Here is a 20,807-nt window from a genome sequence, read left to right on the forward strand (position 1 = left end):
CGACACCGACTACACCCACTCAATCGGCATTCAAAAAGGCCAAATCTAACCCCCGCGACACGCCGAGCCAGACACACATTTTGACCCTTAACCCGGAAAATCTGGCGGGCTGGAGAACGAAAACACCCCGTGACCTGCATAGTCACGGGGTATTTATGTGGTGCGCCTGGGGAGACTTGAACTCCCACGCCCTAAGGCACTGGAACCTAAATCCAGCGCGTCTGCCAATTCCGCCACAGGCGCCCGTCGCGAATCCGTGACAGTTACGTACAGTCCCCGTAAGCATGGACTACCTATTAGCCACCTACAGGCACAACGAACTTTCACAGCTCATTTGGACTGTACACACTTTAACGGGTTTGCCGCAGATTTCCTAATGTCCCATCCCCTGCCTATCCAGCGAGCGCGCTAGCTTGGCAGGTCACGGACTAGCTATGGTGGTTATGTGTCCACTTCACAGCATTCCAATACCACTGACAAGCCAGCGAAGATTCCCACTCGTACCCGCGTGGTGCAACTAATCTTCTTGGCTCTTGCAGTCGGCGCCACTCTTGCACTCGCCTACTGGCAGCTCAGCAGGTGGAACACAACCAGCTCATTCCAAAACCTGGGCTACGCACTGCAGTGGCCAGCTTTCGGCCTGTTCTTTATTTGGGCCTACCGCAAATACATGGAGTACGAACGCGAACGCCTGAGCGGCAATAGCGAGGCCGCATTTGAGGCTAAAGACGATGTCATGACGGAAATTCCAGACGAATTCCTGCCGACCAACCCAGATGGCTCGCGAAAGGTGCAGCGTGTGGATGAGACACAATCGACGGATTCTGGCACCAACGCCTAGGCGATAACTGCTTATTCGAGAAAAGGACTTTTAGTGACCAACATCAATCCAGATCGTCAAGAGCGCGTAAGGAAGGCACTGACGTACTTCTCCGTCACCGCCTACTTCACGGGTGTGATGCTGCTCTTGCTGTGTGCCGAGATGATTTACAAGTACCTCATCCTCGACAACTCCGCCGACGCGCCGCGGTGGTTCTTCTACACCGCCCAGATTCACGGCTTCGGCTACATGGCATTCCTCATTGCCACCGTAAACCTGGGTACCAAGGCCCGCTGGGAACCAGCAAAGTGGATTATCACCGCGCTCGGTGGCGTGGTCCCGTTCCTCTCCTTCTTCGTCGAGAAGAAGCGTCGTGAGGAAGTCGAGACCGCTTTCCAGCTGAAGTAGCGGGCTCTCGGCAGCCCGAGGGCTACCCCTTAGCCTCAACCTCAGCCAGAATTTTCAGCGCCGGAGTCAAGGCACGCAGTGCACGCCCCCTGTGGCTAAAAGCGTCCTTGTCTTCGGCGCTCATTTGTGCCGCAGACAAGGCCCCCTCAGCTTCGTTGCCCTCCCCAACTGCGGGCGCGAACACCGGATCGTAGCCGAACCCATTGTCCCCAACAGGCTCGCGCAGAATGGCGCCAGGCCAGCGGCCCTCTACAACCAGCAGCAGATTACCGGCTTCATCGAGGACGGCTGGGAAACCGCCGTCGGCAAGCGCGGACGGCACCTCCTTGACACCGGGGACGACCAACGCGCAGGCGGTACGGAAGGACGCCGTACGACGCTCATCTGGGCAGTCCCCCATCTGGGCGAGCAGCAGCTCGTAGTTAGCGACATCGTCGCCGTGAGTGCCGGACCAGCGCGCCGAGAGCACACCCGGCATGCCGTTTAGCTCATCGACGCTGAGCCCCGAATCGTCTGCCAAGCACGCGTAGCCGGTATGTGTCGCACCATCGAAAGCCTTGATGTAGGCGTTGTCCGCAAAAGTGCGACCGGTTTCGGGGCGCTCTGGGTACTCCGGGACGTCGCTAAGCGAAAGAAGTTCCACCGAATCAATACCCGCCGCACGCAGGATGCGGTCGAGCTCGACTAGTTTTTTAGAATTTCGGGTAGCGACGAGGAGCTTCACGGCAGCTCACCCGGGTACGGCGCACGCAGAACTTCCTGCTGCAGGGCAACGAGCTCACGCAGACCCTTTTCCGCCGAGTCGAGCATGTCATTCAGCTGATCGCGGTCGAAGGTGCCTTCCTCGCCAGTGCCCTGGATTTCGACGAACTTGCCCTCTGCGGTCATCACCACGTTGAGGTCGACCTCAGCGCGAGAGTCCTCCTCGTAAGGCAGATCCAGGCAGACACGGCCGTCAATAATGCCAACCGAAACAGCTGCGACTGGTGCCTTCAGCGGGGTGCCCGGAACAGCGCCCACTGCATGCAGGTAGGTCAGGGCATCAGCCAGCGCGACGTACGCACCGGTGATGGAAGCGGTTCGGGTACCACCATCCGCCTGCAGAACATCACAGTCGATGTTGATGGTGTTCTCACCGAGTTCCTTCAAGTCGATAGCAGCTCGCAAGGAGCGACCGATCAGACGGGAAATCTCGTGAGTGCGACCCTTGACCTTGCCGCGCATTGACTCGCGGGGCATGCGCTCGTGGGTAGAGGCCGGCAGCATGGAGTACTCAGCGGTCAACCAGCCCTCGCCGGAGTCACGCTTGAATCGTGGCACCGACTGTTCGACGGAAGCGGTGCACATTACACGCGTATTACCGAAAGTAACCAGCACAGAACCGGCCGGATTGTCGGTGAAGCCGCGAGTGATGGTCACCTTGCGCATTTCATCAACCGCGCGTCCATCGGCACGGCGAAAATCGGAATTAGCTGTAGTCATGCCAACTACCCTACCGCCCGGCGCGGAAGCGGTGCGACAGCTGTACGGAAACCCGATAGTCGCTGTGACTAGCCGCCTAGCTCCATGCCCAGGTAGGCCAATTCAACGTCACCGGCAAAGGTACTCTTCGCAGCACGTAGTGCTTCTTCACCGTCGGCGTATGGCGGAATGTGAGTCAGCACCAGCTTCTTAACCCCCGCCAGCGTCGCTGCCTTTCCGGCCTCAAAGCCTGTCAGGTGCATGTCCGGTGGGGTGCCCTCTTCGTTGCTGCACCATGTGGCTTCGCAGATGAAGATATCCGCATCCCGCGCCAGCTCCACCAATTCATCGGTCCACGCAGTATCTCCGGTGTACGCAATGGTCAGACCATCTGCTTCAATGCGATATCCAACAGCTGGCACCGGGTGGACCATGTTATACGGCGTGACGACGGCGCCTCCGTCCGCTTCGCCCCCACCGACTAACAGTGGCTCACCGGGGTTACTCACAACCTGATCAAAAGTGTCTTCCAGGTTGGCATCTTCTTCACTTCCCAGTGCTTTGCACATGGTGCCTATCCGGTCGTGAATGTCTCCGGGGCCAACCAGGAGATTCCGGGAACTCGCCGGGGCTGTCGGGTGGAAGCGACGCCAGACGAGCAGCCCTGGAATGTCTGCAGTGTGGTCTGGGTGCACATGAGTTAGTAACAAATCACAAGCTGCAGGATCAGAGATCTTCTGCAATTCGGCGAGGACACCGGGACCCAAATCAATGACAAAGGTTCGACCGTTATCCAGCTCAATGAGGTAGCCAGATGCTGGCGCCGATGGGCCACCCATGCTGCCTGTACATCCCAGAACCTTCAATCGCATACTTCAAGCTTGCCATGTAATTGATCAAAAACGAGCAAAAAACCAATGGAGTGTCTGGATTTAATAAGAAAGGTCACATTTGGGAATGCATAGTGACCTGGCTAATACCCGGCCCAAGGAAGCGCTTTGCCAGGGATGCAAAAACTTGCGGATCTCCAGTGGATTCGAATGTGCGCACAGGGTTCGGATTGCTCTCCGGGTCAGCGAGCATGTCGGTCTTTGTGAGGATGCGCAGAACATCCTTCGACGTCTCCTCCGCCGACGACACTAGGGCGACGTCCTCCCCCATAGCCAGCTGAATCACACCAGACAGCAGCGGATAATGGGTGCAGCCCAGAACGAGGGTGTCTACACCATCGGCCTGCAATGGCGCGAGGTAGCCCTCCGCAAGTCCCAGAATCTGGCGACCAGAGGTGATTCCTCGCTCGACAAAGTCCACGAATCGCGGGCAGTCGACCGCAGAGACATCCACGCCAGGCACTGCATCAAAGAGATCTTGGTAGGCACGAGAGCGAATTGTGGCGGCGGTACCGATTACGCCGACTTTTCCATTCCTGGTGGTCGAGACCGCACGGCGCACAGCGGGCAGAATGACCTCGACTACTGGGACTGGGTAGCGCTCGCGGGCATCACGCAAAAATGCGGCCGAAGCCGTGTTGCAGGCAATGACAATCATCTTGCAGCCGCGTGCAACCAGTTCATCGGCAATCGCTTCCGCGTGCTGACGAACCTCGGCGATGCGCAACGGGCCGTAAGGGCCGTTGGCAGTATCGCCGATGTACATAATCGACTCGTGCGGCAGCTGATCCATGATGGCACGTGCCACTGTCAGCCCACCGACGCCGGAGTCAAAGATGCCAATCGGCGCTGTTCGGTCGGGGAAGCCGCTATCCTGCGCTGTCAGCTGATTGACTGCCTGAGTTTCTGCTCCTGCTCCCACCGCTATCTGGACTCCTCATATCGTTGGTCAAACACCGAAGCTCCTATTCTAGGCCGATTTCGTCAGGAGCTGATGCCACGTACCTCGGGCTCTTAGCGACGTGCACTCTTAGCCACGTGCACGACCGCGCTTAAACATCACCGCAGCCCAGATGCCCGCAAGCCCACCGAAGAGGTGCATCTGCCAACTAACAGCCATCTGTGTTGGCAGCACTCCCCAGATAAGACCCGAATACATCGATGCCAGAATCACGCCCAAAATAATCTGCATCACCCGACGATTCACGAAACCGCGTACGACCAAAAACGCCAGCCAGCCGTAAATCAGGCCGGACGCACCGATGTGGACGGTATTTACACCGCCGACCAGCCAGGTCAGACCGCCACCAACGACCGTAATCAAGAGTGTGACCTGCCAAAATAGCCGCTTCGACGACATTGCAATCAAACCGGCGAACAACGCCCCGGGCAGAGAGTTCGCCACAATGTGCCCGTAATCTGCGTGCAGCAGCGGTGCGGTCAAAATTCCCCACAGCGTCGAGGTTTCGCGTGGGCGCACACCGAAGTTGTTCAGCGCCCCACCAAAGATGAATTCGTTGACAAGAAAGACCGTCCAGATAAGTGCCAGGTACCCAATAGCCGTACTGATGGCCGCCCCGAGCCCGCCGTCGCGATCCTGTGGAACAATCTGATTATTCCGCCGCGTCTGCACGGGACCGCCCATCGGGTACTGCGCATAGTTCTGGTAATTCTGCTGTTGTCCCGAGCTCCATTGCGGATTCATTGGCGAACTTCCTTCACTACTTGTCCAGCATCTCTGACAGCGCGGCTACTCCCGCGCGTCCCGTTGCACTCATCACGGCATCGACAATAGCCATCTGCACCGCATCGGCCGCCATCGCAGCCAACAGGGCCACCACATCCGAGCCCACGGGTTCAGCGTTTCCGCTATCCGCCGCCTCGGCCGAGCTGAGGGCAAACAGCGTGTCACCGTCCATCGGCGCATGAGCCGGCCGAATCGCTCGCGCCAACCCGTCATGACCGCACATCGCCAACCGCTTCAACTGCGCAGTTGTCACCGGCGCATTGGTTATCAACGTGCCAATCGTTGTGTTTCGCGTGCTTGCCGACGATTCCCCGTGTCCAGCCGCATCGGCGAGAATCTTGGTCCTACCGACGAAAACCTGGTCCAGCTGGGCCAATGCCTCCTTGCTGGCACCGGCAGCCGCGGGCATTCCGTAAAGGTGTCCCTCCGGGTCAATGACCGCACCAAAGGAGTTGACCACCATTGCGGCAGCCACAAAGTACTTACCATCGGCGGAGGTCACACGGGCTTGTCCAAAACCACCCTTGATTGCCCCGGCCATAGCGCCGACACCGGCACCTACTGTCCCGGAGGGAGTGTCCTCCGGGACGTCGTCAAGCGCGTGAGACAACGCCTCGCGCCCTAGTGCAGCGGTGGGCAGCGTCGGCTCCCCCAACAGCAAGTCGAAGATGACAGCACCGGGAACGATGGGCACGAGGATATCCGGACGAGTTGGGGTGACCTCAAAGCCAATGCCGCGGTCGCGCAGTTCGCGCATAGCTCCGTCGGCAGCTGCGAGGCCGTACGCGGAGCCGCCAGCCAAAACGACAGCGTGGGCGCGTTCGACGGTATTCTCCGGTGCGAGCAGGTCGGTCTCGCGGGTGCCCGGACCGCCGCCGCGGACATCGACAGCGCCGATCGCACCGCCTGGAGCGGCGATGACGGTGACTCCGGTATCCCCCTCAGCAGCATGGCCGATGGAGATGCCGTCGATGGAGTCGAGACAGCCTGCGCCGATGTCGATGCTCGTGCCCAGCGCAGCACTGCTGGCTTGGTGTCGAATGTCGGTGGGGCTGATTGCGAAGATCTCAGAATTCATTGTCGACCACGGCACCTTTCACCACAGTTCATGGCAGCTAGCCTCAGTTGATTACTGCATCCTTCGGGGTTTTGCTCGGATTCGTTACTCACCCATGAGCTGATCCAGCAGTGACTCTTGGTTGTAGGACAGCCACTGGTACATCGCGTCGGCCTGCTCGATCTGCTCGATGGAGCCATTGAGGTTCTCCATGGAAACATGCAGGTAAATACGTAGGTCATTGATACCCGCCACCCAGGCATGGGCATCACTTTCCGAAATGGATACCTGCCCCGACTCGGCGGGCTCCAGGGCGTCGATAATCGCACGCAGGGAATGGAGCTTGCTCTCTACAATCTCCGATTCATGCAGCTGGCGCATGAGGGCGTTTTCCCCCTCCACGCTCTCCTCACCCGGCTTGGTGAAGTCCGGCAACAGTCGCGCAAGCTTCGGATCGGATGGGGCCTCGGAGTGTCCGACAGGCATTCCCGTCATTTCCGCGAGCTCATCCTTCGGCGCCGACCGGGCTCGCTCCATCAGCGAGTCCGCCACAGTAGCAGCCAGATTCAGCAGCAAATCCCGCTCCGTGCCTTCAAAAGCCGTGACGTACTTGACGCCACCGCCGAGAAGGGATCGCTTGCGCTTCCAAGGACGCATGTAAATTCTCTCCCGCTGTCGAATATCGGCTTAGTCAGCCTGCTCCATTGTTGCCCACAAGCCTGCCTTGTGGAGCTTCTTCACATCGGCCTCCACCTTGTCACGCTCACCGGAAGACACGATTGCCTTACCCTCCGTGTGAACCGTCATCATCAGCGCGTGCGCCTTCTTTCGGTCCATGCCGAAGAGCATCTGAAACACGTAGGTGACATAACTCATCGAATTAACCTGGTCATCCCACACAATGCACTGCCAGGGTCGGTTCGATTCCGTCACGACATCGGCATCCATAGTGGGCATCGGTGTTGCTGCTGGCATGCTCATAGGCACCAGGATAGTACGGAGTGGCGCGCGCTCGCCGGAACCGACTGCCCCGGCCCGCTTCAGCCGACTAGACTGTTGACCGTGATTGATAAGCATTCCTCCACCGCCCTTCTCACCGATAAGTACGAGCTGACGATGCTGCAGGCATCGCTTGCCGACGGATCCGGCGAGCGCCAGGTCGCCTTCGAGGTGTTTGGCCGTCGCCTGCCGAATGAGCGTCGCTATGGCGTTGTCGCTGGTACAGCGCGTGTGTTGGATGCTATCCGCAACTTCCGCTTCACCGAGGAACAGCTGGCTTCGCTGGACTTCCTCGATGACAGGACGCTGGATTACCTGCGTAACTATTCCTTCAGTGGCCAAGTCGACGGCTACCGCGAGGGAGAGCTCTACTTCCCCGCCTCGCCCATTTTGACGGTGCGAGGCACTTTCGCCGAGTGCGTCATTTTGGAGACTGTTATTCTCTCCATTCTCAATGCGGACTCCGCCATCGCCTCGGCAGCAACCCGAATGGTCACGGCTGCCGGTGGGCGCCCGATTATTGAAATGGGTTCGCGTCGCACTCATGAAGAAGCAGCTGTGACTGCTGCCCGCGCCGCCTACCTGGCAGGTTTTAGCGCCACCTCCAACTTGGAGGCAGCGGCACGGTACAACATCCCAGCCTCCGGTACCGCTGCGCACGCGTGGACTCTGTTGCACACCAACCCAGATGGCACGACGAACGAGGCTGCGGCCTTCAAGGCTCAGATTGACACACTGGGAACCGACACCACTTTGTTGGTGGATACCTACGACATCACCGAGGGCGTCAATACGGCTATTGAGGTCGCGGGTCCGGAACTCGGCGGTGTACGTATTGACTCCGGCGACCTCGGAGTTCTCGCTCGCCAGGTGCGTCAGCAGCTGGACTCGCTGGGTGCACACAACACCAACATCGTAGTGTCCTCTGACCTCGACGAGTTCGCCATTGCGGCGCTGAGGGCAGAGCCGGTCGATGTCTACGGCGTGGGCACCTCTGTAGTCACTGGCTCCGGCGCACCGACTGCGGGCCTGGTCTACAAGATGGTCGAAGTTGATGGGGTGCCCGTCGCCAAGCGTTCTCTGGATAAGCGGAGCCATGGTGGCGTGAAGGCGGCGATTCGTACCTGTCGCCGTTCCGGTACCGCCGTGGAGGAAATCGCTTTCCCGCTCGGCTCGGAAATCCCGGATGTGGGCAACCTGCACTACCGCGATCTGACCATTCCGATGATGCGCGATGGCGAGGTCGTCGATGGTCTACCGACCTTGGAGGAGTCCCGCGATCACTTGGTTAAAGCGCTGGTCAGCCTCCCGTGGGAGGGACTTGCACTTTCCCGTGACGAGCCGGTACTGTCCGTCCGTTTTCACGGCGTTTAGGCGGCGGGGGAACTGTGTCGGACAGTACCGAGCACGCAGATTTTGCTGAGCTATCGGACGACTTTGAGGACTTTGACGATGTTGACGATGTTGACGAGCTAGCTTCACCGAGAGCCAGCGTCCATAACGCGGATAGCATCGAAGCTCTTCTCGATGCGGCAGTGAAGGGACTCGGCGGAACGACTCGACCGAATCAGGTCAAAATGTCCCGGTCGGTGGCCTCCGCCTTTGCGCGCGAGCGGCACCTAGCGGTACAGGCAGGTACCGGTACGGGTAAGTCGCTGGCCTACCTGGTGCCTGCCATTGTGCAAGCAATGGAGTCCGACGAGTCAGTAATCGTTTCCACGGCGACCATTGCGCTGCAACGCCAGCTGGTCGAACGCGACTTGCCGCGGCTAGTCAGTTCGCTGGAGCCACACTTGTCCCGCACGCCGACCTTCGCAATCCTCAAAGGCCGCTCGAACTACCTGTGCAAGTCCAAGGTCGGAAATGTCATCAAAGATCCTGTCATGGACGGTGATGAATCCGAGCCGACAGCTATGGGCGGCCCAACTGCTCTACTCAGCGAAGCGCAGCTCAGCCGAACCGCTGCCGAGGTCATGCGGCTACGCGAGTGGGCCAATGACACCGACACCGGCGACCGCGACAGCCTGGACAAGGGCGTTTCCAACGAAGCCTGGCGGCAGGTCTCCGTCACGGCTCGCGAATGCGTCGGTGCCATTTCCTGCCCTTTCGGCGAGGAGTGTTTCGCCGAACAAGCCCGCCGCGAGGCCTCCAACGTCGACATCGTTGTCACCAATCACGCACTGTTGGCCATCGATGCGCTCTCCGACGCCATGATTTTGCCGCAGCACGACTGCGTTGTCATTGACGAGGCTCACGAGCTCGACGGTCGAATCACCTCTGTTGCCACCGACGAGCTCTCCCCTGCCGGTATCACCATGATGGCCCGGCGCGCCCGCAAATTCGGCGCCGCAGAGCAGGTGGATGATGTCACCGATGCCACGGATCTACTCGGCGAGACCGTCGCATTGCTTGCCGACGCCTACAGCGGCGCACTCGAAGAAATTCCCGGTGAGCTTGGAGCAGCGCTAGCTTCGCTCCGCGATAGCCTGTGGCAACTACAGACCACGCTAGGCACCTCTAGTTCAGGCAGCTCTGGCGGGTCGGGCTCCGGTGGTTCGGGTTCTGACTCTGACAACACCGAGCGTCAGACCGTCCGCGCTGCCGTGGAGAATATGCACGACACAGTCGTGCGAATTCTAGAGTTCAGCAGCGACGATGTCGTATGGCTTGGCGAGAACAAGACAGTTTATGTCGCTCCCCTGTCCATCGCAGCACTGCTTCGCGAACGCCTCTTCGGCGAATCCACCGTCGTTTTGACCTCAGCAACACTTGCTCTTGGCGGCAAGTTCGATGCCATGGCCGCCGCTTGGGGGCTTCCCTCCGGTGGGTGGGATGGCTTGGACGTCGGCACGCCCTTTGACCCGCAGAAATCTGGCATCCTCTACGTCGCACGCGACCTGCCACGACCTGGACGCGACGGCGCCACACCGGAGCAGTTCGCGATCATGGAGCGCCTCATCCGCGCCGCTGGTGGGCGAACGCTCGGGCTGTTTTCTTCTCGCCGAGGCGCCGAGGCAGCGGCGGAGGAAATGCGCAAGCGCCTGCCTTACGACGTGCTGTGCCAAGGCGATGACTCTATCGGTGCTCTGGTTGATCGCTTCGCAGCTAATCCGCAGACATGCTTGTTTGGCACGCTGACGCTGTGGCAAGGCGTCGATGTTCCTGGCCCATCGCTATCGTGTGTCATCATCGATCGCATCCCGTTCCCCCGCCCCGACGACCCGCTTTTGTCCGCGCGCTCCGATGCGGCTAATGCCGCTGGCCGAAACGGTTTTATGGAGGTCTCAGCGACACATGCAGCGCTGCTGATGGCGCAGGGTTCTGGTCGTCTGCTACGCCAAGTCGATGACCGCGGGGTTGTTGCGGTACTGGATTCACGGTTGGCTACAGCACGCTATGGTTCCTGGATTGCCGCGTCGATGCCTGACTTCTGGCGGACGACCAACCTGGATATTGCGGCTGGAGCGTTGCAGCGGCTGACCCAAAGCTGATTCAGAGGGGGCTGTCTGGGCTCACGAGGTGACGCTGGATTAGGCATAGTTTCTGGAAAAAATCCCACGCTTTTCTATCCAATACATTATTGTGATGTGAAACACAGCACTGCTACAGTGCCCGAGCTAATGAAGCAGGACACTTGGCAGCCGTGCACGAGATTAGAAAGGCGATTTCCTGCATGCCCCTTTCCAGCAACCTCCCCGACATCGACATCCCGGAGACCTCACTCTTTGAGTTCCTCTTCGGAGAAATTGAGCCACGTCACCAGGACAAGCTTGCAATCGTTGACTCAGGCTCCGAGGTCACCTTCGGTGATCTGAAGGCCAGCATTGAGAAGTTTGCGGGTGCGCTGGCAGCACGTGGGATTAAGAAGGGCGACGTTGTGGCTCTCCACTGCCCCAACTCGACAACCTTCGCGGTCGCTCTTCACGGTGTCCTACGCGCGGGGGCTGTCTGCACGACGGTCGCATCGCTGGCAACTGCGGAGGACATTGAAAACCAACTCCGGATGTCTGACGCGAAGATGATGCTAACGACCTCCTCAATCGGTTGGGCTGGCGCCCACGGCGCTGAGGCTGCTGGTCTGCCGGAAGAGATGATTATCGGCCTGACGGGTCTCCACGGCATGGGCGAGCTGCTTGCCGAGGGGCACGCAGCCCCGGACGTCGACGTATCACCCGATGACGTTGCCGTGATTCCGTTTTCCTCGGGAACCACCGGTGTACCGAAGGGCGTCCAGCTCACTCACCGCAACTTGGTGGCCAACGTCGCTCAGGCGGGTGGAGCTACAGTCAACGCGCTGACCGAGGACACCCCGGCTGTCACTATCCTGCCGTTTTTCCACATCTACGGCCTGACTGCGCTGCTGAATCTGTGCCTGTGGCGCCGCACGACGCAGTACACCATGGGCAAGTTCGACCTCGTCGATTTCCTGTCCATCATCGCCGAGCACAAGGTGAAGTTCGCGTTCATCGCACCGCCTGTAGCTGTGGGTCTGGCCAAGCACCCAGCTGTCGATTCCTTTGACCTGTCCAGCCTGGAGACAATCTTCTCGGGTGCCGCTTCTCTCCAACTTGACCTCGCGGAACAGGTGGAAAAGCGCCTTGACTGCGTGGTCGCACAGGGCTTCGGCATGACCGAGTCCTCGCCAGCAGCTCACATCCGCATCGGCCACGATAGTCCGCTGGACTCGATCGGTCGCGCAGTCCCCAACACTCAGTACAAGATTGTCAACCTTGACTCCGACAGCTTTGAGGAAATCCCGGTTCCCGCCGAGGGGCGCTCGGAGGCAGGTGAGCTATGGATTCATGGTCCACAGGTGATGAAGGGCTACCTCAACAACCCGAAGGCGACGGCAGAGACGCTTGTCGACGGTTGGCTGCGTACCGGCGACGTTGCGGAACTCGACGAACACGGGAATGTGTACATCGTCGACCGCTTCAAGGAACTGATTAAGTACAAGGGCTACCAAGTTCCACCGGCCGAGCTCGAGTCCGTGCTGCTCAGCCACCCGGATATTGCCGATGCCGCCTGCAGTGGTGTCGTTCGCTCTGACGGTGAGGAGATTCCTAAGGCTTACGTCGTCCTCAAGGCGGGCAAGCAGGTGACTGAAGACGAGATTATGGACTACGTCGCCGACCGCGTCGCACCGTACAAGAAGGTGCGAGCAGTCGAGTTCATGGATGAAATCCCGAAGTCGGCGACGGGCAAGATTCTGCGCAAGGATCTCAAGGCCATGGAGGCAGCACGCGCTCAGTCGTGAGTTACTGCCCCAGGGGTCACCGCCACGGTGACTGAACCGGGTGCAATCTCGGTAAACCCGGCATCCTGAACCTCAACCGCGCGGAGCTCTGGCGCTGGCCACTGCTCCCGCGGTACTTCTTTCACATCCAGCGCGTAGCCACTTTGCGCCCACGCCCAAGCGTCCTCGACCGACAGACTGGCCGCATAGAGCATTGAGCCGTGTCCAACTTGCGCGGCCACCTTTCCTACGGACATATTCAGGTTTTTGTCCACCCAAATCACTGGCGGAGCAAAGGTGTCAGCGCTCTCATGGTCGCCCGGGGCGCCGGGAGATGTGTTCTCCGGGTCGTCGTAAGGCAAATCGGTGCCGGAAATTTGTAGTTTGGCAATCTCCGGGTAGGTTTCGTCGACAGGAGTTGGCACTAGTGCGCGAGCTTGCGCGCCGTCGACGTCCACGGTGACACCCGGTGCAAGCTGAGCGCGTTGCCAGCCGATATTGCGAGCGCGACGTGTGAGCTTGCGGATGCGCGCACCGTGCCAAGACGCCAGACCTTGTTGATAGGCAGAAGTGTCATCGCCTGCGCGTTCGTCCAGGCAACAAGCAACAACAGCCATCGCGGCAGCGCGGAGCAGCGCAGTGCGCGAGGGGCGTTCCTTCTTCGGAACCTCAAGCACAATAGCCATTGCCCACGGCACATCCTCGCCGTGGTCTTCCCTATCGGGTTGCGGCAGGAGGTTATGGGCGATACGGAACCACTCCGGTACCGATGATGCGTCCGTGACAGCTGGATTCTTGTGATCCTCGCGTTGCACTACTGCTCCAACGGCACGCGGCGGAAGGTGCCATCTTCGCGGTCGGCATCGTCGATTTCATCGCGGGAAATGCCCAGCATGAACAGAATCGAGTCCATGAATGGAACGTTGACGGACGTGTCAGCGATTTCCTTTAGCGCCGGCTTGGCATTGAAAGCAATACCAAGGCCTGCGACCGACAACATATCGATGTCATTGGCCCCATCGCCGACCGCAACGGTCTGATGCATCTGAAATCCCGACTCTGCGGCGAACGTCTTGAGGCTGCGGGCCTTCTCCTGCCTATCGACGACATCGCCGACCACGCGTCCAGTCAGCTTTCCGTCCTCGACCTCGAGGGTATTCGCCTTGTAAAAGTCCAGACCGAGATCCTTTGCCAGCGGCTCCAAGATCTGGATAAAGCCACCGGAGACAGCACCACACTTGTAACCGAGGCGCTTCAGCGTGCGGATCGTGGTGCGGGCGCCTGGAGTCAGCTCGATGGAGTTAGTGACTTCCTCTAGGACGCTGACCGGCAGGCCAGCCAGAGCCTTAACTCGCTCATGCAGTGACTCGGCGAAGTCCAGCTCACCGCGCATAGCGCGCTCTGTAACCGCTGCAACCTCCGCCTCGCGACCAGCATGGGCGGCCAGCATCTCAATGACCTCACCGGTAATCAAGGTCGAGTCCACATCGAAACAAATCAAGCGCTTGGAGCGGCGCTGCAAACCAGCGCGTTCAATTGCGATGTCAATGTCCTGGTCCTGTGCAAGCTCGGCCAGTGCCTTACGCAGCGGAATGCCCGCACCCGGCTTCGGGTCCGGAATAGAGACCAGCAATTCCAGGCCAGTGACTGGGTAGTCAGCAATACCGCGAATGGAATCGATGTTTGCACCGTAATCAGCAAGAGTGCGGCCGATACGGGAAATATCCTCAGCGTTGACCGGATTGCCCAACACGACAAGTGCGTGGGTGGAGCCATCGCTGCGCTCCATCGGCGCATCCAGCTGGAAACTGACAGTCATGCCGTGAGGCTTCAGTGTTTCAATGAGTCCCTCACGGAGAACACCGACCTTTTCTTCTGTGACACCAACAAGCGCACCGAGGCTCAGATTAGAGCGGAACACCGACTGTTCCACATCCAAAATTTGAACTCCGTGGGCCGCGAGCACGCGGAAGAAAGCTGCGGAGACACCCGGGCGGTCTCGGCCAACAGCGGTAATAAGCACCGGAGCTAGTCCCGGTGCCAACGAAACCGATAGAGCATCGGTATCTACAGACTGACTGGGAGAGGTAATTACCTGTTCATTCACCAATCCAGTATCGCATGAAGCCCCGGCAGAGCGCTCATCGCATAGTGGGATTCCGCACTTCAGTGGGTGGCCAGCGACAGGCGCTAGCCATCGCCTTGCTCTCTTGCCCTTCTGGCGCTCCCTGCGCCCCCCCTGCTCTTACTGCGCTCTCTTACTGCCTCTTCCCTAGGAAAGACTCTCAAAGACAAGACTAAGGCCCCATCACGGAGAACCGTGATGGGGCCTTAGCTTCGCGTAGTTATTAACTCAGAGTTGCATCAGCCATGTAGCCACTAGCTCTTAGAGCTGACGACCAACGTGGGCCTCTGCGCGCTGACGCTCAACCATGTGCGGGTAGTGCAGCTCGAACGCCGGGCGCTCCGAGCGGATGCGCGGCATCGAGGTGAAGTTGTGGCGCGGCGGCGGGCAAGAAGTAGCCCACTCGAGGGAGTTACCGTAACCCCACGGGTCATCAACAGTGACGACCTCACCGTAGCGCCAGGACTTGAAGACGTTCCAGACAAACGGGATAACAGACAGACCCAGGATGAACGCACCAACGGTGGAGATCATGTTCAGGGTGGTGAAACCGTCAGTCTCGAGGTAGTCGGCGTAACGACGCGGCATACCCTCGTTACCCAGCCAGTGCTGGACCAGGAAGGTCAGGTTGAAGCCGATGAAGGTCAGCCAGAAGTGAACCTTTGCCAGCTTCTCGTCGAGCATACGACCAGTCATCTTCGGGAACCAGAAGTAAACGCCCGAGTAGGAAGCGAAGACCAGGGTACCGAACAGGGTGTAGTGGAAGTGCGCCACGACGAAGTAAGTATCAGAGACGTGGAAGTCCAGCGGTGGGGAAGCCAGCATAATACCGGTCAAACCACCGAACAGGAAGGTCACGATGAAGCCGAGAGCGAAAGTCATCGGAGCCTCGAAGGTCATGTGGCCACGCCACATGGTGCCCATCCAGTTGATGAACTTAACACCGGTCGGGACCGAAATCAGGAAGGTCATGAACGAGAAGAACGGAAGCAGAACGCCACCGGTCACGAACATGTGGTGTGCCCACACAGCCATGGACAGACCTGCAATAGACAGGGTTGCGAAGACCATACCTGCGTAGCCGAACAGCGGCTTACGGGAAAAGACCGGAACGACCTCGGTGATGATGCCCACGAACGGCAACAGCAGGACGTAGACCTCTGGGTGACCGAAGAACCAGAACAGGTGCTGCCACAGCATTGCGCCACCGTTTGCCGGGTCGTAAATGTGACCGCCCAGCTTACGGTCGTACAAAACACCAAGAGCAGCTGCAGTCAGAATCGGGAAGATCAGCAGAGCCAGGATCGAGGTAACCAGGATGTTCCAGGTGAAGATTGGCATACGGAACATGGTCATGCCTGGTGCACGGAGGCACAGGACAGTGGTGGTCATGTTAATGGCGGAAGCGATGGTACCGACACCACCAACACCGACACCGACAATCCACAGGTCAGAACCGACACCCGGAGAGTGAATCGGGTCAGACAGCGGGGAGTACATGGTCCAACCGAAGTCAGCAGCACCACCCGGGGTCAGGAAGCCCGACAGCATCAGAATGCCACCAATGGTGGTCAGCCAGAAGCCGAAAGCGTTCAGACGCGGGAAAGCCACGTCCGGAGCACCAATCTGAAGTGGCAGAATGTAGTTAGCAAAACCCCAAACAATCGGGGTACCGAACAGAAGCAGCATCACCGTGCCGTGCATGGTGAACATCTGGTTGAACTGCTCGTTAGAAAGGAACTGAAGTCCTGGGGCGAAGAGCTCAGCACGGATAAGCAGAGCCATCAGACCGCCGACAAAGAAGAACGAGAAGGACATAATGATGTACATGATGCCCAGCTTCTTGTGGTCGGTCGTGGTCAGCATTTCCCACGCCCAGCTGCCCTTACGCTCATGTCCGAACGGCTGCGGCCGTTCCGGCGCTACAACGCCATGATCTGGACGAGGCGCTACTGCAGTCATTCTTCCTCCTTACTACGCGAAGATTTCCTGTAACTCACTACAGGGATTTTAAGTTTTGTCCTTGTGAGAATAGTGCAGGCGAGTACGCGACGGCGAACCCACCTACCGCTATGTGCCAGATTCTAGTCTGAACCTTGGAAAAAGTTAAGGCTAAGGGATTTTCCGGCTCACTTCCCCACTCAGCTAAGCACACTATTAGTTTCCTGAGAATTGTCTTAACCTGGGCTAACGCCTATTTAGCAGGAACCGTCGAGGCTAGGACTACTACCCCCGTGTGTGTGCTGTCACCAGAGTGAGGCTCGATGCGGAATGTTCCCTACACCTGTGCTTTTAGAAGTCCCAGTCCTCATCCTCGGTTACTTCAGCCTTACCCATGACGTAGGAAGAGCCGGAACCCGAGAAGAAGTCGTGGTTTTCGTCAGCATTCGGCGACAGGGCCGACAGGATCGACGGCGAAACGCGAGTCTCGTCGGCCGGGAACATACCCTCATAGCCCAAGTTGTTCAGAGCCTTGTTGCCGTTGTAACGCAAGAAACGCTTGACATCCTCGGTCCAACCGAGTTCGTCGTACATCTCTTCGGTGTACTGAATCTCGTTGTCGTAGAGATCAAACATGAGGTCGAAGGTGTAATCCTTCAGCTCGTCACGTTCGGCCTGGGTCAGACGCTCCAGGTTGCGCTGGTACTTGTAACCGATGTAGTAACCGTGAACTGCCTCATCACGAATGATTAGGCGAATAATGTCCGCGGTGTTGGTCAGCTTGGCGTGGCTGGACCAGTACATCGGCAGGTAGAAGCCCGAGTAGAACAGGAAGGACTCCAGCAAAGTGGAAGCAACCTTCTTCTTCTGCGGATTATCGCCCTCGTAGTAGTCGAGGATAATCTTGGCCTTCTTCTGCAGGTACTCATTCTCCTCGCCCCAACGGAACGCATCCTGAATCTCAGGAGTCGACGCCAGCGTCTGGAAAATCGACGAGTAGCTCTTTGCGTGCACCGATTCCATGAAGGCGATATTGGTGTACACAGCTTCCTCGTGCGGAGTCAGCGCATCTGGAATGAGTGATACTGCACCTACCGTGCCCTGGATGGTGTCCAGCATGGTCAGACCAGTGAACACGCGCATCGTGGTGCGCTGCTCCAGTGCGTTGAGCGTATTCCAGCTCTTGATGTCATTCGACAGCGGCACCTTTTCCGGCAACCAGAAGTTACCGGTCAGACGATCCCAAACCTCGAGATCCTTGTCATCAGGAATCGTGTTCCAGTCAATAGCCGCAACTGGGCATGCACGCGACTCTGGATTCTTCTCACGGTGGGCCGGAGTCGAGGGTGGGCAATCATCGAAACTCACGTGGAAACCTCTCCCTTTTTCATTGATATTGCCGTTTTTCGAACACACCTTATATATAAGGAACGTCCTTCACTCTTTACGAGTTCAAACAGCGACTGCAGCGGTGGCTATTCCAGCCTTGTCCCACTACAAAACGTCAGGCTCCCGATGAAAGGAGCCACTACCCTTAGCAGCTTACCCACACCCGCATTATTAAGCACGCGGCCTAGAAGAAATCGCCCCACTTGCCGAGTCTTGTTCCCGGTGCCCCTCCCCTAACCCCACGTCACACAAAGAACAAGGTGCTTGACGACGCAATGTCCGTCGTCAAGCACCAAGCGCAAGATGTTGCGCGAACCTAGGCGTGAACCTTCTCTCGGTTTTCCGCCGTGTCGTTGATGATGCGGTCGGAGATGACGTACACCAGCAAACCTACGACAGCCATGAGCGCGAGCAACCAAGCGATGGTAGCGGAGACCCCTTCTGCTTCAGACTGCGCGATGGAGAGGGTGCTGAAGAAGGCCGGTCGAGAATCAACAAGCATGGCCGTTAACGCGATGCCAACCGGTACGGCAATGTTGATCGTCAGATTGTAGAAACCGATTGCAACACCGGACTTGGCGGCAGGAATGTTCTGCAGTGCGGTCGCGACCAACGGCGCATACATGAGCGCGAACCCTGATGGGAACAGAATCATGGAGACGATAACCGTGGCAACACCGGCCCCCGGCAGCACTGCGGGGATGAGCAACGCCACGATGATGATGCTGATAGCCGCGACAATGGCCTGCTTCGAGGGCAGGAACTTGGCAACCTTGCCAGACATTACACCGACGATGACAGCGCAGAGGTAGCCCGGCGCGAGGATATAGGCAGCACCGTCGAGGTTGATGCCATAGAGCTCGTCGACCATATACGGCAACAGAATGGCCGAATACCCCAACTGGACCATGTAAACCACGAGCACAACAATCAGCGCGCAAACGTAGCGAGCATTGGTAAAGAACGACGGGCTGACCACGGCGTTGTCATGTGTCCGGATGTGCCAGACAAAGAGCGCGACGCCCAGCGCAGCGGCAACCAGCCACCACCATTGGAACTGCTGCATGAACAGCATCACCGCAGTGGCGATGACCGCGATGAGGAACAGGCCAAAGATATCCAGGTGACTCTTCTGCTGCTGCTCCTCCGGAACTGTCTTGATCAGGAACGGAATGGCAACTATCAGAATGAGCGAAATCAGGAACATAGCCGGCCAGGAAATGTAGGTAGCCACGATTCCCGAGGTCAACGTTCCAATCAGCAGCGCGGCTTGGAAGGCCGCGGTGGAAAAGCCGAGGTAGGTTTTCTGATCTTCTGGGCTTAGGTACTTGGTGACATAGATGACGTAGAGTGTCTCAGCCGCCGCCAGGCCGGCAGTTTGAATAATGCGGGCAGTAAGCACGATTGGCCATACTCCCTGGAAGAAATAACCCAGTAGAGAGCCCACGGCGACGAAGCCGATACCGACAATCATCAATTTGCGGATACTGATGCTGTCCGCCAATGCGGCGTACACCACCGCTCCAATGCCAATCAAGATACCGGCGAGTGTCGCCTGCAGACTGGCCGTGGAGACACTGAGGTCCAGAGATTCCGCAATCGGCTTGGTCATGAACTTAAAGCCATTGTCCAAGACCAAACAGAATACAAAGGAAAACAGCAAGACCGGGACTGCGGCCTTAGGGTTTGGCGCGGCAGCCTTGGACGCTGCGCTTTCACGGGGATTCACGTTCAAGCTGGTATTGCTGGCGGGATTGCTCATCGCACTGTACCTATTTCACACTTCAAGCCAATTGATTGCGGACCAGGACACTAGAGTCGAGCCAGCGGCAATGCCAGCTCCATCATCGTCGTGAAGGCCTTCTCACGTTCTTCCGGAGTGGTCTTTCCACCGGTGACGATGTTGTCCGACACAGTGAAGATTCCCATGGCCTCCACACCGGCCTCGGCGGCGGTGGCATAAAGGCCAGCAGATTCCATCTCCACCGCCAGCACACCCATGCGTGCCCAACGGTCGTTCACATCATCCTGGAAGTTGTAGAAAATATCGCTGGACAAGATGTTGCCGACGTGTGTAGTGATGCCCTGCTCGCGGGCACGATCGCGAACATCTTCAATCAGACGGAAAGATGCGGACGGGGCGAACGTTCCCGGCAAGTTGTACTGCGATAGAAAATTGGAGTCCGTCGATGCCGTCTGGCCGATAACCACGTCATACAGGTCCAGCTCCGGCTGCAACGCGCCGCAGGAACCGACGCGAATCAGCTTCTTGCAGCCGAAAACATGGATAAGTTCCCAGGAGTACAGCGAGATAGACGGAATGCCCATACCGGATCCCATGACGGACACTTCCTGCCCCTGGTAGGTGCCGGTAAAGCCCAACATGTTGCGAACTTTGTTGAACTGAACGACATCGTCCAAATAGGTCTCCGCAATGAACTTGGCACGCAGCGGGTCACCTGGCAACAAAATGGTTTCTGCAATCGGCGCACCCTTTGGGTTGATGTGTGGAGTGCTCTTACCAGTGGTATCGGACATGGCTTCCAGCCCCTTCCCCCACTAGCCGTGGGTGAAAATTATGCGAACATTGGTGTACCACTGCCCAGGTTAATTACCTGGATTACAACCGTCAATAGTGATATTTACATTTGTTCCCAATTGGGTGGAGTGACGAAAAAGGCGCGAGAATCTCCCGGCAAAACTCCGGGAAATTCTCGCGCCTTCAATGCGCTAC

The 20,807-nt window shown here is 58.2% G+C and carries 19 protein-coding genes and 1 tRNA gene; 5 read left to right on the top strand and 15 right to left on the bottom strand.

The genetic code is table 11. The annotated features are described in order from the left end of the window. Window positions 1-158: 158 nt before the first annotated feature. Window positions 159-243 (bottom strand) — tRNA-Leu (locus AB1Z34_RS00005). Window positions 244-445: 202 nt separating this feature from the next. Here AB1Z34_RS00005 and AB1Z34_RS00010 point away from each other — a divergent pair. Then, the gene (locus AB1Z34_RS00010; RefSeq protein ID WP_016422268.1) at window positions 446-841 is read left to right on the top strand and encodes a hypothetical protein; all 396 of its coding nucleotides are present in this window, start codon (window positions 446-448) and stop codon (window positions 839-841) included. Window positions 842-874: 33 nt separating this feature from the next. Next, window positions 875-1,228 (top strand): DUF3817 domain-containing protein, encoded by a 354-nt coding sequence (locus tag AB1Z34_RS00015; RefSeq protein ID WP_005511118.1) that lies wholly within the window; start codon window positions 875-877, stop codon window positions 1,226-1,228. Window positions 1,229-1,250: 22 nt separating this feature from the next. Here the strand turns inward: AB1Z34_RS00015 and AB1Z34_RS00020 are convergent, their stop codons facing one another. The 8 genes from AB1Z34_RS00020 to clpS form a co-directional block, all read right to left on the bottom strand. Next, the gene (locus tag AB1Z34_RS00020) at window positions 1,251-1,952 is read right to left on the bottom strand and encodes a non-canonical purine NTP pyrophosphatase (protein WP_016422267.1); all 702 of its coding nucleotides are present in this window, start codon (window positions 1,950-1,952) and stop codon (window positions 1,251-1,253) included. Beyond that, window positions 1,949-2,710, bottom strand: coding sequence for a ribonuclease PH (rph, locus tag AB1Z34_RS00025; protein WP_016422266.1), 762 nt, complete (start codon window positions 2,708-2,710; stop codon window positions 1,949-1,951). The genes AB1Z34_RS00020 and rph overlap by 4 nt, the downstream gene beginning before the upstream one ends. Before the next feature lie 68 nt (window positions 2,711-2,778). Further along, entirely contained in the window at window positions 2,779-3,561 is a 783-nt protein-coding gene (locus tag AB1Z34_RS00030; protein ID WP_042388494.1) for an MBL fold metallo-hydrolase, read from the bottom strand. A gap of 73 nt (window positions 3,562-3,634) precedes the next feature. Further along, window positions 3,635-4,465 (bottom strand): glutamate racemase, encoded by an 831-nt coding sequence (murI, locus tag AB1Z34_RS00035; protein WP_042389205.1) that lies wholly within the window; start codon window positions 4,463-4,465, stop codon window positions 3,635-3,637. 144 nt (window positions 4,466-4,609) lie between these two features. Next, window positions 4,610-5,284 carry a rhomboid family intramembrane serine protease gene (locus AB1Z34_RS00040; RefSeq protein WP_016422263.1) on the bottom strand — a complete coding sequence of 225 codons (675 nt, stop codon included), beginning with the start codon at window positions 5,282-5,284 and terminating at the stop codon, window positions 4,610-4,612. Between the two features lie 16 nt (window positions 5,285-5,300). Further along, the gene (locus tag AB1Z34_RS00045) at window positions 5,301-6,404 is read right to left on the bottom strand and encodes a P1 family peptidase (protein ID WP_187400559.1); all 1,104 of its coding nucleotides are present in this window, start codon (window positions 6,402-6,404) and stop codon (window positions 5,301-5,303) included. Window positions 6,405-6,488: 84 nt separating this feature from the next. Beyond that, the gene (locus AB1Z34_RS00050; protein ID WP_016422261.1) at window positions 6,489-7,040 is read right to left on the bottom strand and encodes a DUF2017 domain-containing protein; all 552 of its coding nucleotides are present in this window, start codon (window positions 7,038-7,040) and stop codon (window positions 6,489-6,491) included. Between the two features lie 30 nt (window positions 7,041-7,070). After that, entirely contained in the window at window positions 7,071-7,364 is a 294-nt protein-coding gene (gene clpS, locus AB1Z34_RS00055; RefSeq protein WP_005511165.1) for an ATP-dependent Clp protease adapter ClpS, read from the bottom strand. 81 nt (window positions 7,365-7,445) lie between these two features. Between clpS and AB1Z34_RS00060 the strand changes: the two genes are divergently transcribed. The 3 genes from AB1Z34_RS00060 to AB1Z34_RS00070 all read left to right on the top strand — a co-directional run bounded on the left by AB1Z34_RS00060 (window position 7,446) and on the right by AB1Z34_RS00070 (window position 12,639). Beyond that, on the top strand, window positions 7,446-8,756 hold the full coding sequence (locus tag AB1Z34_RS00060) for a nicotinate phosphoribosyltransferase (RefSeq protein ID WP_016422259.1): 1,311 nt from the start codon (window positions 7,446-7,448) through the stop codon (window positions 8,754-8,756). 137 nt (window positions 8,757-8,893) lie between these two features. Then, the gene (locus tag AB1Z34_RS00065) at window positions 8,894-10,873 is read left to right on the top strand and encodes an ATP-dependent DNA helicase (protein ID WP_172620254.1); all 1,980 of its coding nucleotides are present in this window, start codon (window positions 8,894-8,896) and stop codon (window positions 10,871-10,873) included. Window positions 10,874-11,055: 182 nt separating this feature from the next. Continuing rightward, window positions 11,056-12,639 carry an AMP-binding protein gene (locus AB1Z34_RS00070; RefSeq protein WP_042388489.1) on the top strand — a complete coding sequence of 528 codons (1,584 nt, stop codon included), beginning with the start codon at window positions 11,056-11,058 and terminating at the stop codon, window positions 12,637-12,639. Here the strand turns inward: AB1Z34_RS00070 and AB1Z34_RS00075 are convergent. From AB1Z34_RS00075 to deoD, 6 genes are all read right to left on the bottom strand, one after another. After that, entirely contained in the window at window positions 12,630-13,433 is an 804-nt protein-coding gene (locus AB1Z34_RS00075; protein ID WP_367157712.1) for a peptidyl-tRNA hydrolase, read from the bottom strand. The two genes, AB1Z34_RS00070 and AB1Z34_RS00075, sit on opposite strands and share 10 nt — an antisense overlap. Continuing rightward, complete coding sequence (gene serB, locus AB1Z34_RS00080; RefSeq protein WP_042388485.1) at window positions 13,433-14,725, bottom strand: phosphoserine phosphatase SerB; 1,293 nt, start codon at window positions 14,723-14,725, stop codon at window positions 13,433-13,435. Before serB ends, AB1Z34_RS00075 begins: the two co-directional genes overlap by 1 nt. A 279-nt stretch (window positions 14,726-15,004) precedes the next feature. After that, on the bottom strand, window positions 15,005-16,705 hold the full coding sequence (gene ctaD, locus AB1Z34_RS00085) for a cytochrome c oxidase subunit I (protein ID WP_005511131.1): 1,701 nt from the start codon (window positions 16,703-16,705) through the stop codon (window positions 15,005-15,007). 330 nt (window positions 16,706-17,035) lie between these two features. Then, window positions 17,036-18,052: a class 1b ribonucleoside-diphosphate reductase subunit beta gene (gene nrdF, locus AB1Z34_RS00090; RefSeq protein ID WP_016422253.1), complete on the bottom strand. Its 1,017-nt coding sequence runs from the start codon at window positions 18,050-18,052 to the stop codon at window positions 17,036-17,038. Between the two features lie 337 nt (window positions 18,053-18,389). Further along, window positions 18,390-19,835: an MFS transporter gene (locus tag AB1Z34_RS00095; protein WP_016422252.1), complete on the bottom strand. Its 1,446-nt coding sequence runs from the start codon at window positions 19,833-19,835 to the stop codon at window positions 18,390-18,392. Between the two features lie 50 nt (window positions 19,836-19,885). After that, the gene (deoD, locus tag AB1Z34_RS00100) at window positions 19,886-20,611 is read right to left on the bottom strand and encodes a purine-nucleoside phosphorylase (RefSeq protein ID WP_016422251.1); all 726 of its coding nucleotides are present in this window, start codon (window positions 20,609-20,611) and stop codon (window positions 19,886-19,888) included. Between the last annotated feature and the right edge of the window lie 196 nt (window positions 20,612-20,807).

The organism is Corynebacterium sp. 045007 (assembly GCF_040743205.1).
GTDB classification, from domain to species: domain Bacteria; phylum Actinomycetota; class Actinomycetes; order Mycobacteriales; family Mycobacteriaceae; genus Corynebacterium; species Corynebacterium jeikeium_D.

What these genes read in the sequence shown, in the direction of transcription:
- AB1Z34_RS00030 (WP_042388494.1), bottom strand. Translation starts at nt 3,561, where the DNA reads ATGCGATTGAAGGTTCTGGGATGTACAGGCAGCATGGGTGGCCCATCG.
- rph (WP_016422266.1), bottom strand. Translation starts at nt 2,710, where the DNA reads ATGACTACAGCTAATTCCGATTTTCGCCGTGCCGATGGACGCGCGGTT.
- AB1Z34_RS00095 (WP_016422252.1), bottom strand. Translation starts at nt 19,835, where the DNA reads ATGAGCAATCCCGCCAGCAATACCAGCTTGAACGTGAATCCCCGTGAA.
- AB1Z34_RS00045 (WP_187400559.1), bottom strand. Translation starts at nt 6,404, where the DNA reads ATGAATTCTGAGATCTTCGCAATCAGCCCCACCGACATTCGACACCAA.
- ctaD (WP_005511131.1), bottom strand. Translation starts at nt 16,705, where the DNA reads ATGACTGCAGTAGCGCCTCGTCCAGATCATGGCGTTGTAGCGCCGGAA.
- AB1Z34_RS00040 (WP_016422263.1), bottom strand. Translation starts at nt 5,284, where the DNA reads ATGAATCCGCAATGGAGCTCGGGACAACAGCAGAATTACCAGAACTAT.
- AB1Z34_RS00050 (WP_016422261.1), bottom strand. Translation starts at nt 7,040, where the DNA reads ATGCGTCCTTGGAAGCGCAAGCGATCCCTTCTCGGCGGTGGCGTCAAG.
- clpS (WP_005511165.1), bottom strand. Translation starts at nt 7,364, where the DNA reads ATGAGCATGCCAGCAGCAACACCGATGCCCACTATGGATGCCGATGTC.
- deoD (WP_016422251.1), bottom strand. Translation starts at nt 20,611, where the DNA reads ATGTCCGATACCACTGGTAAGAGCACTCCACACATCAACCCAAAGGGT.
- AB1Z34_RS00070 (WP_042388489.1), top strand. Translation starts at nt 11,056, where the DNA reads ATGCCCCTTTCCAGCAACCTCCCCGACATCGACATCCCGGAGACCTCA.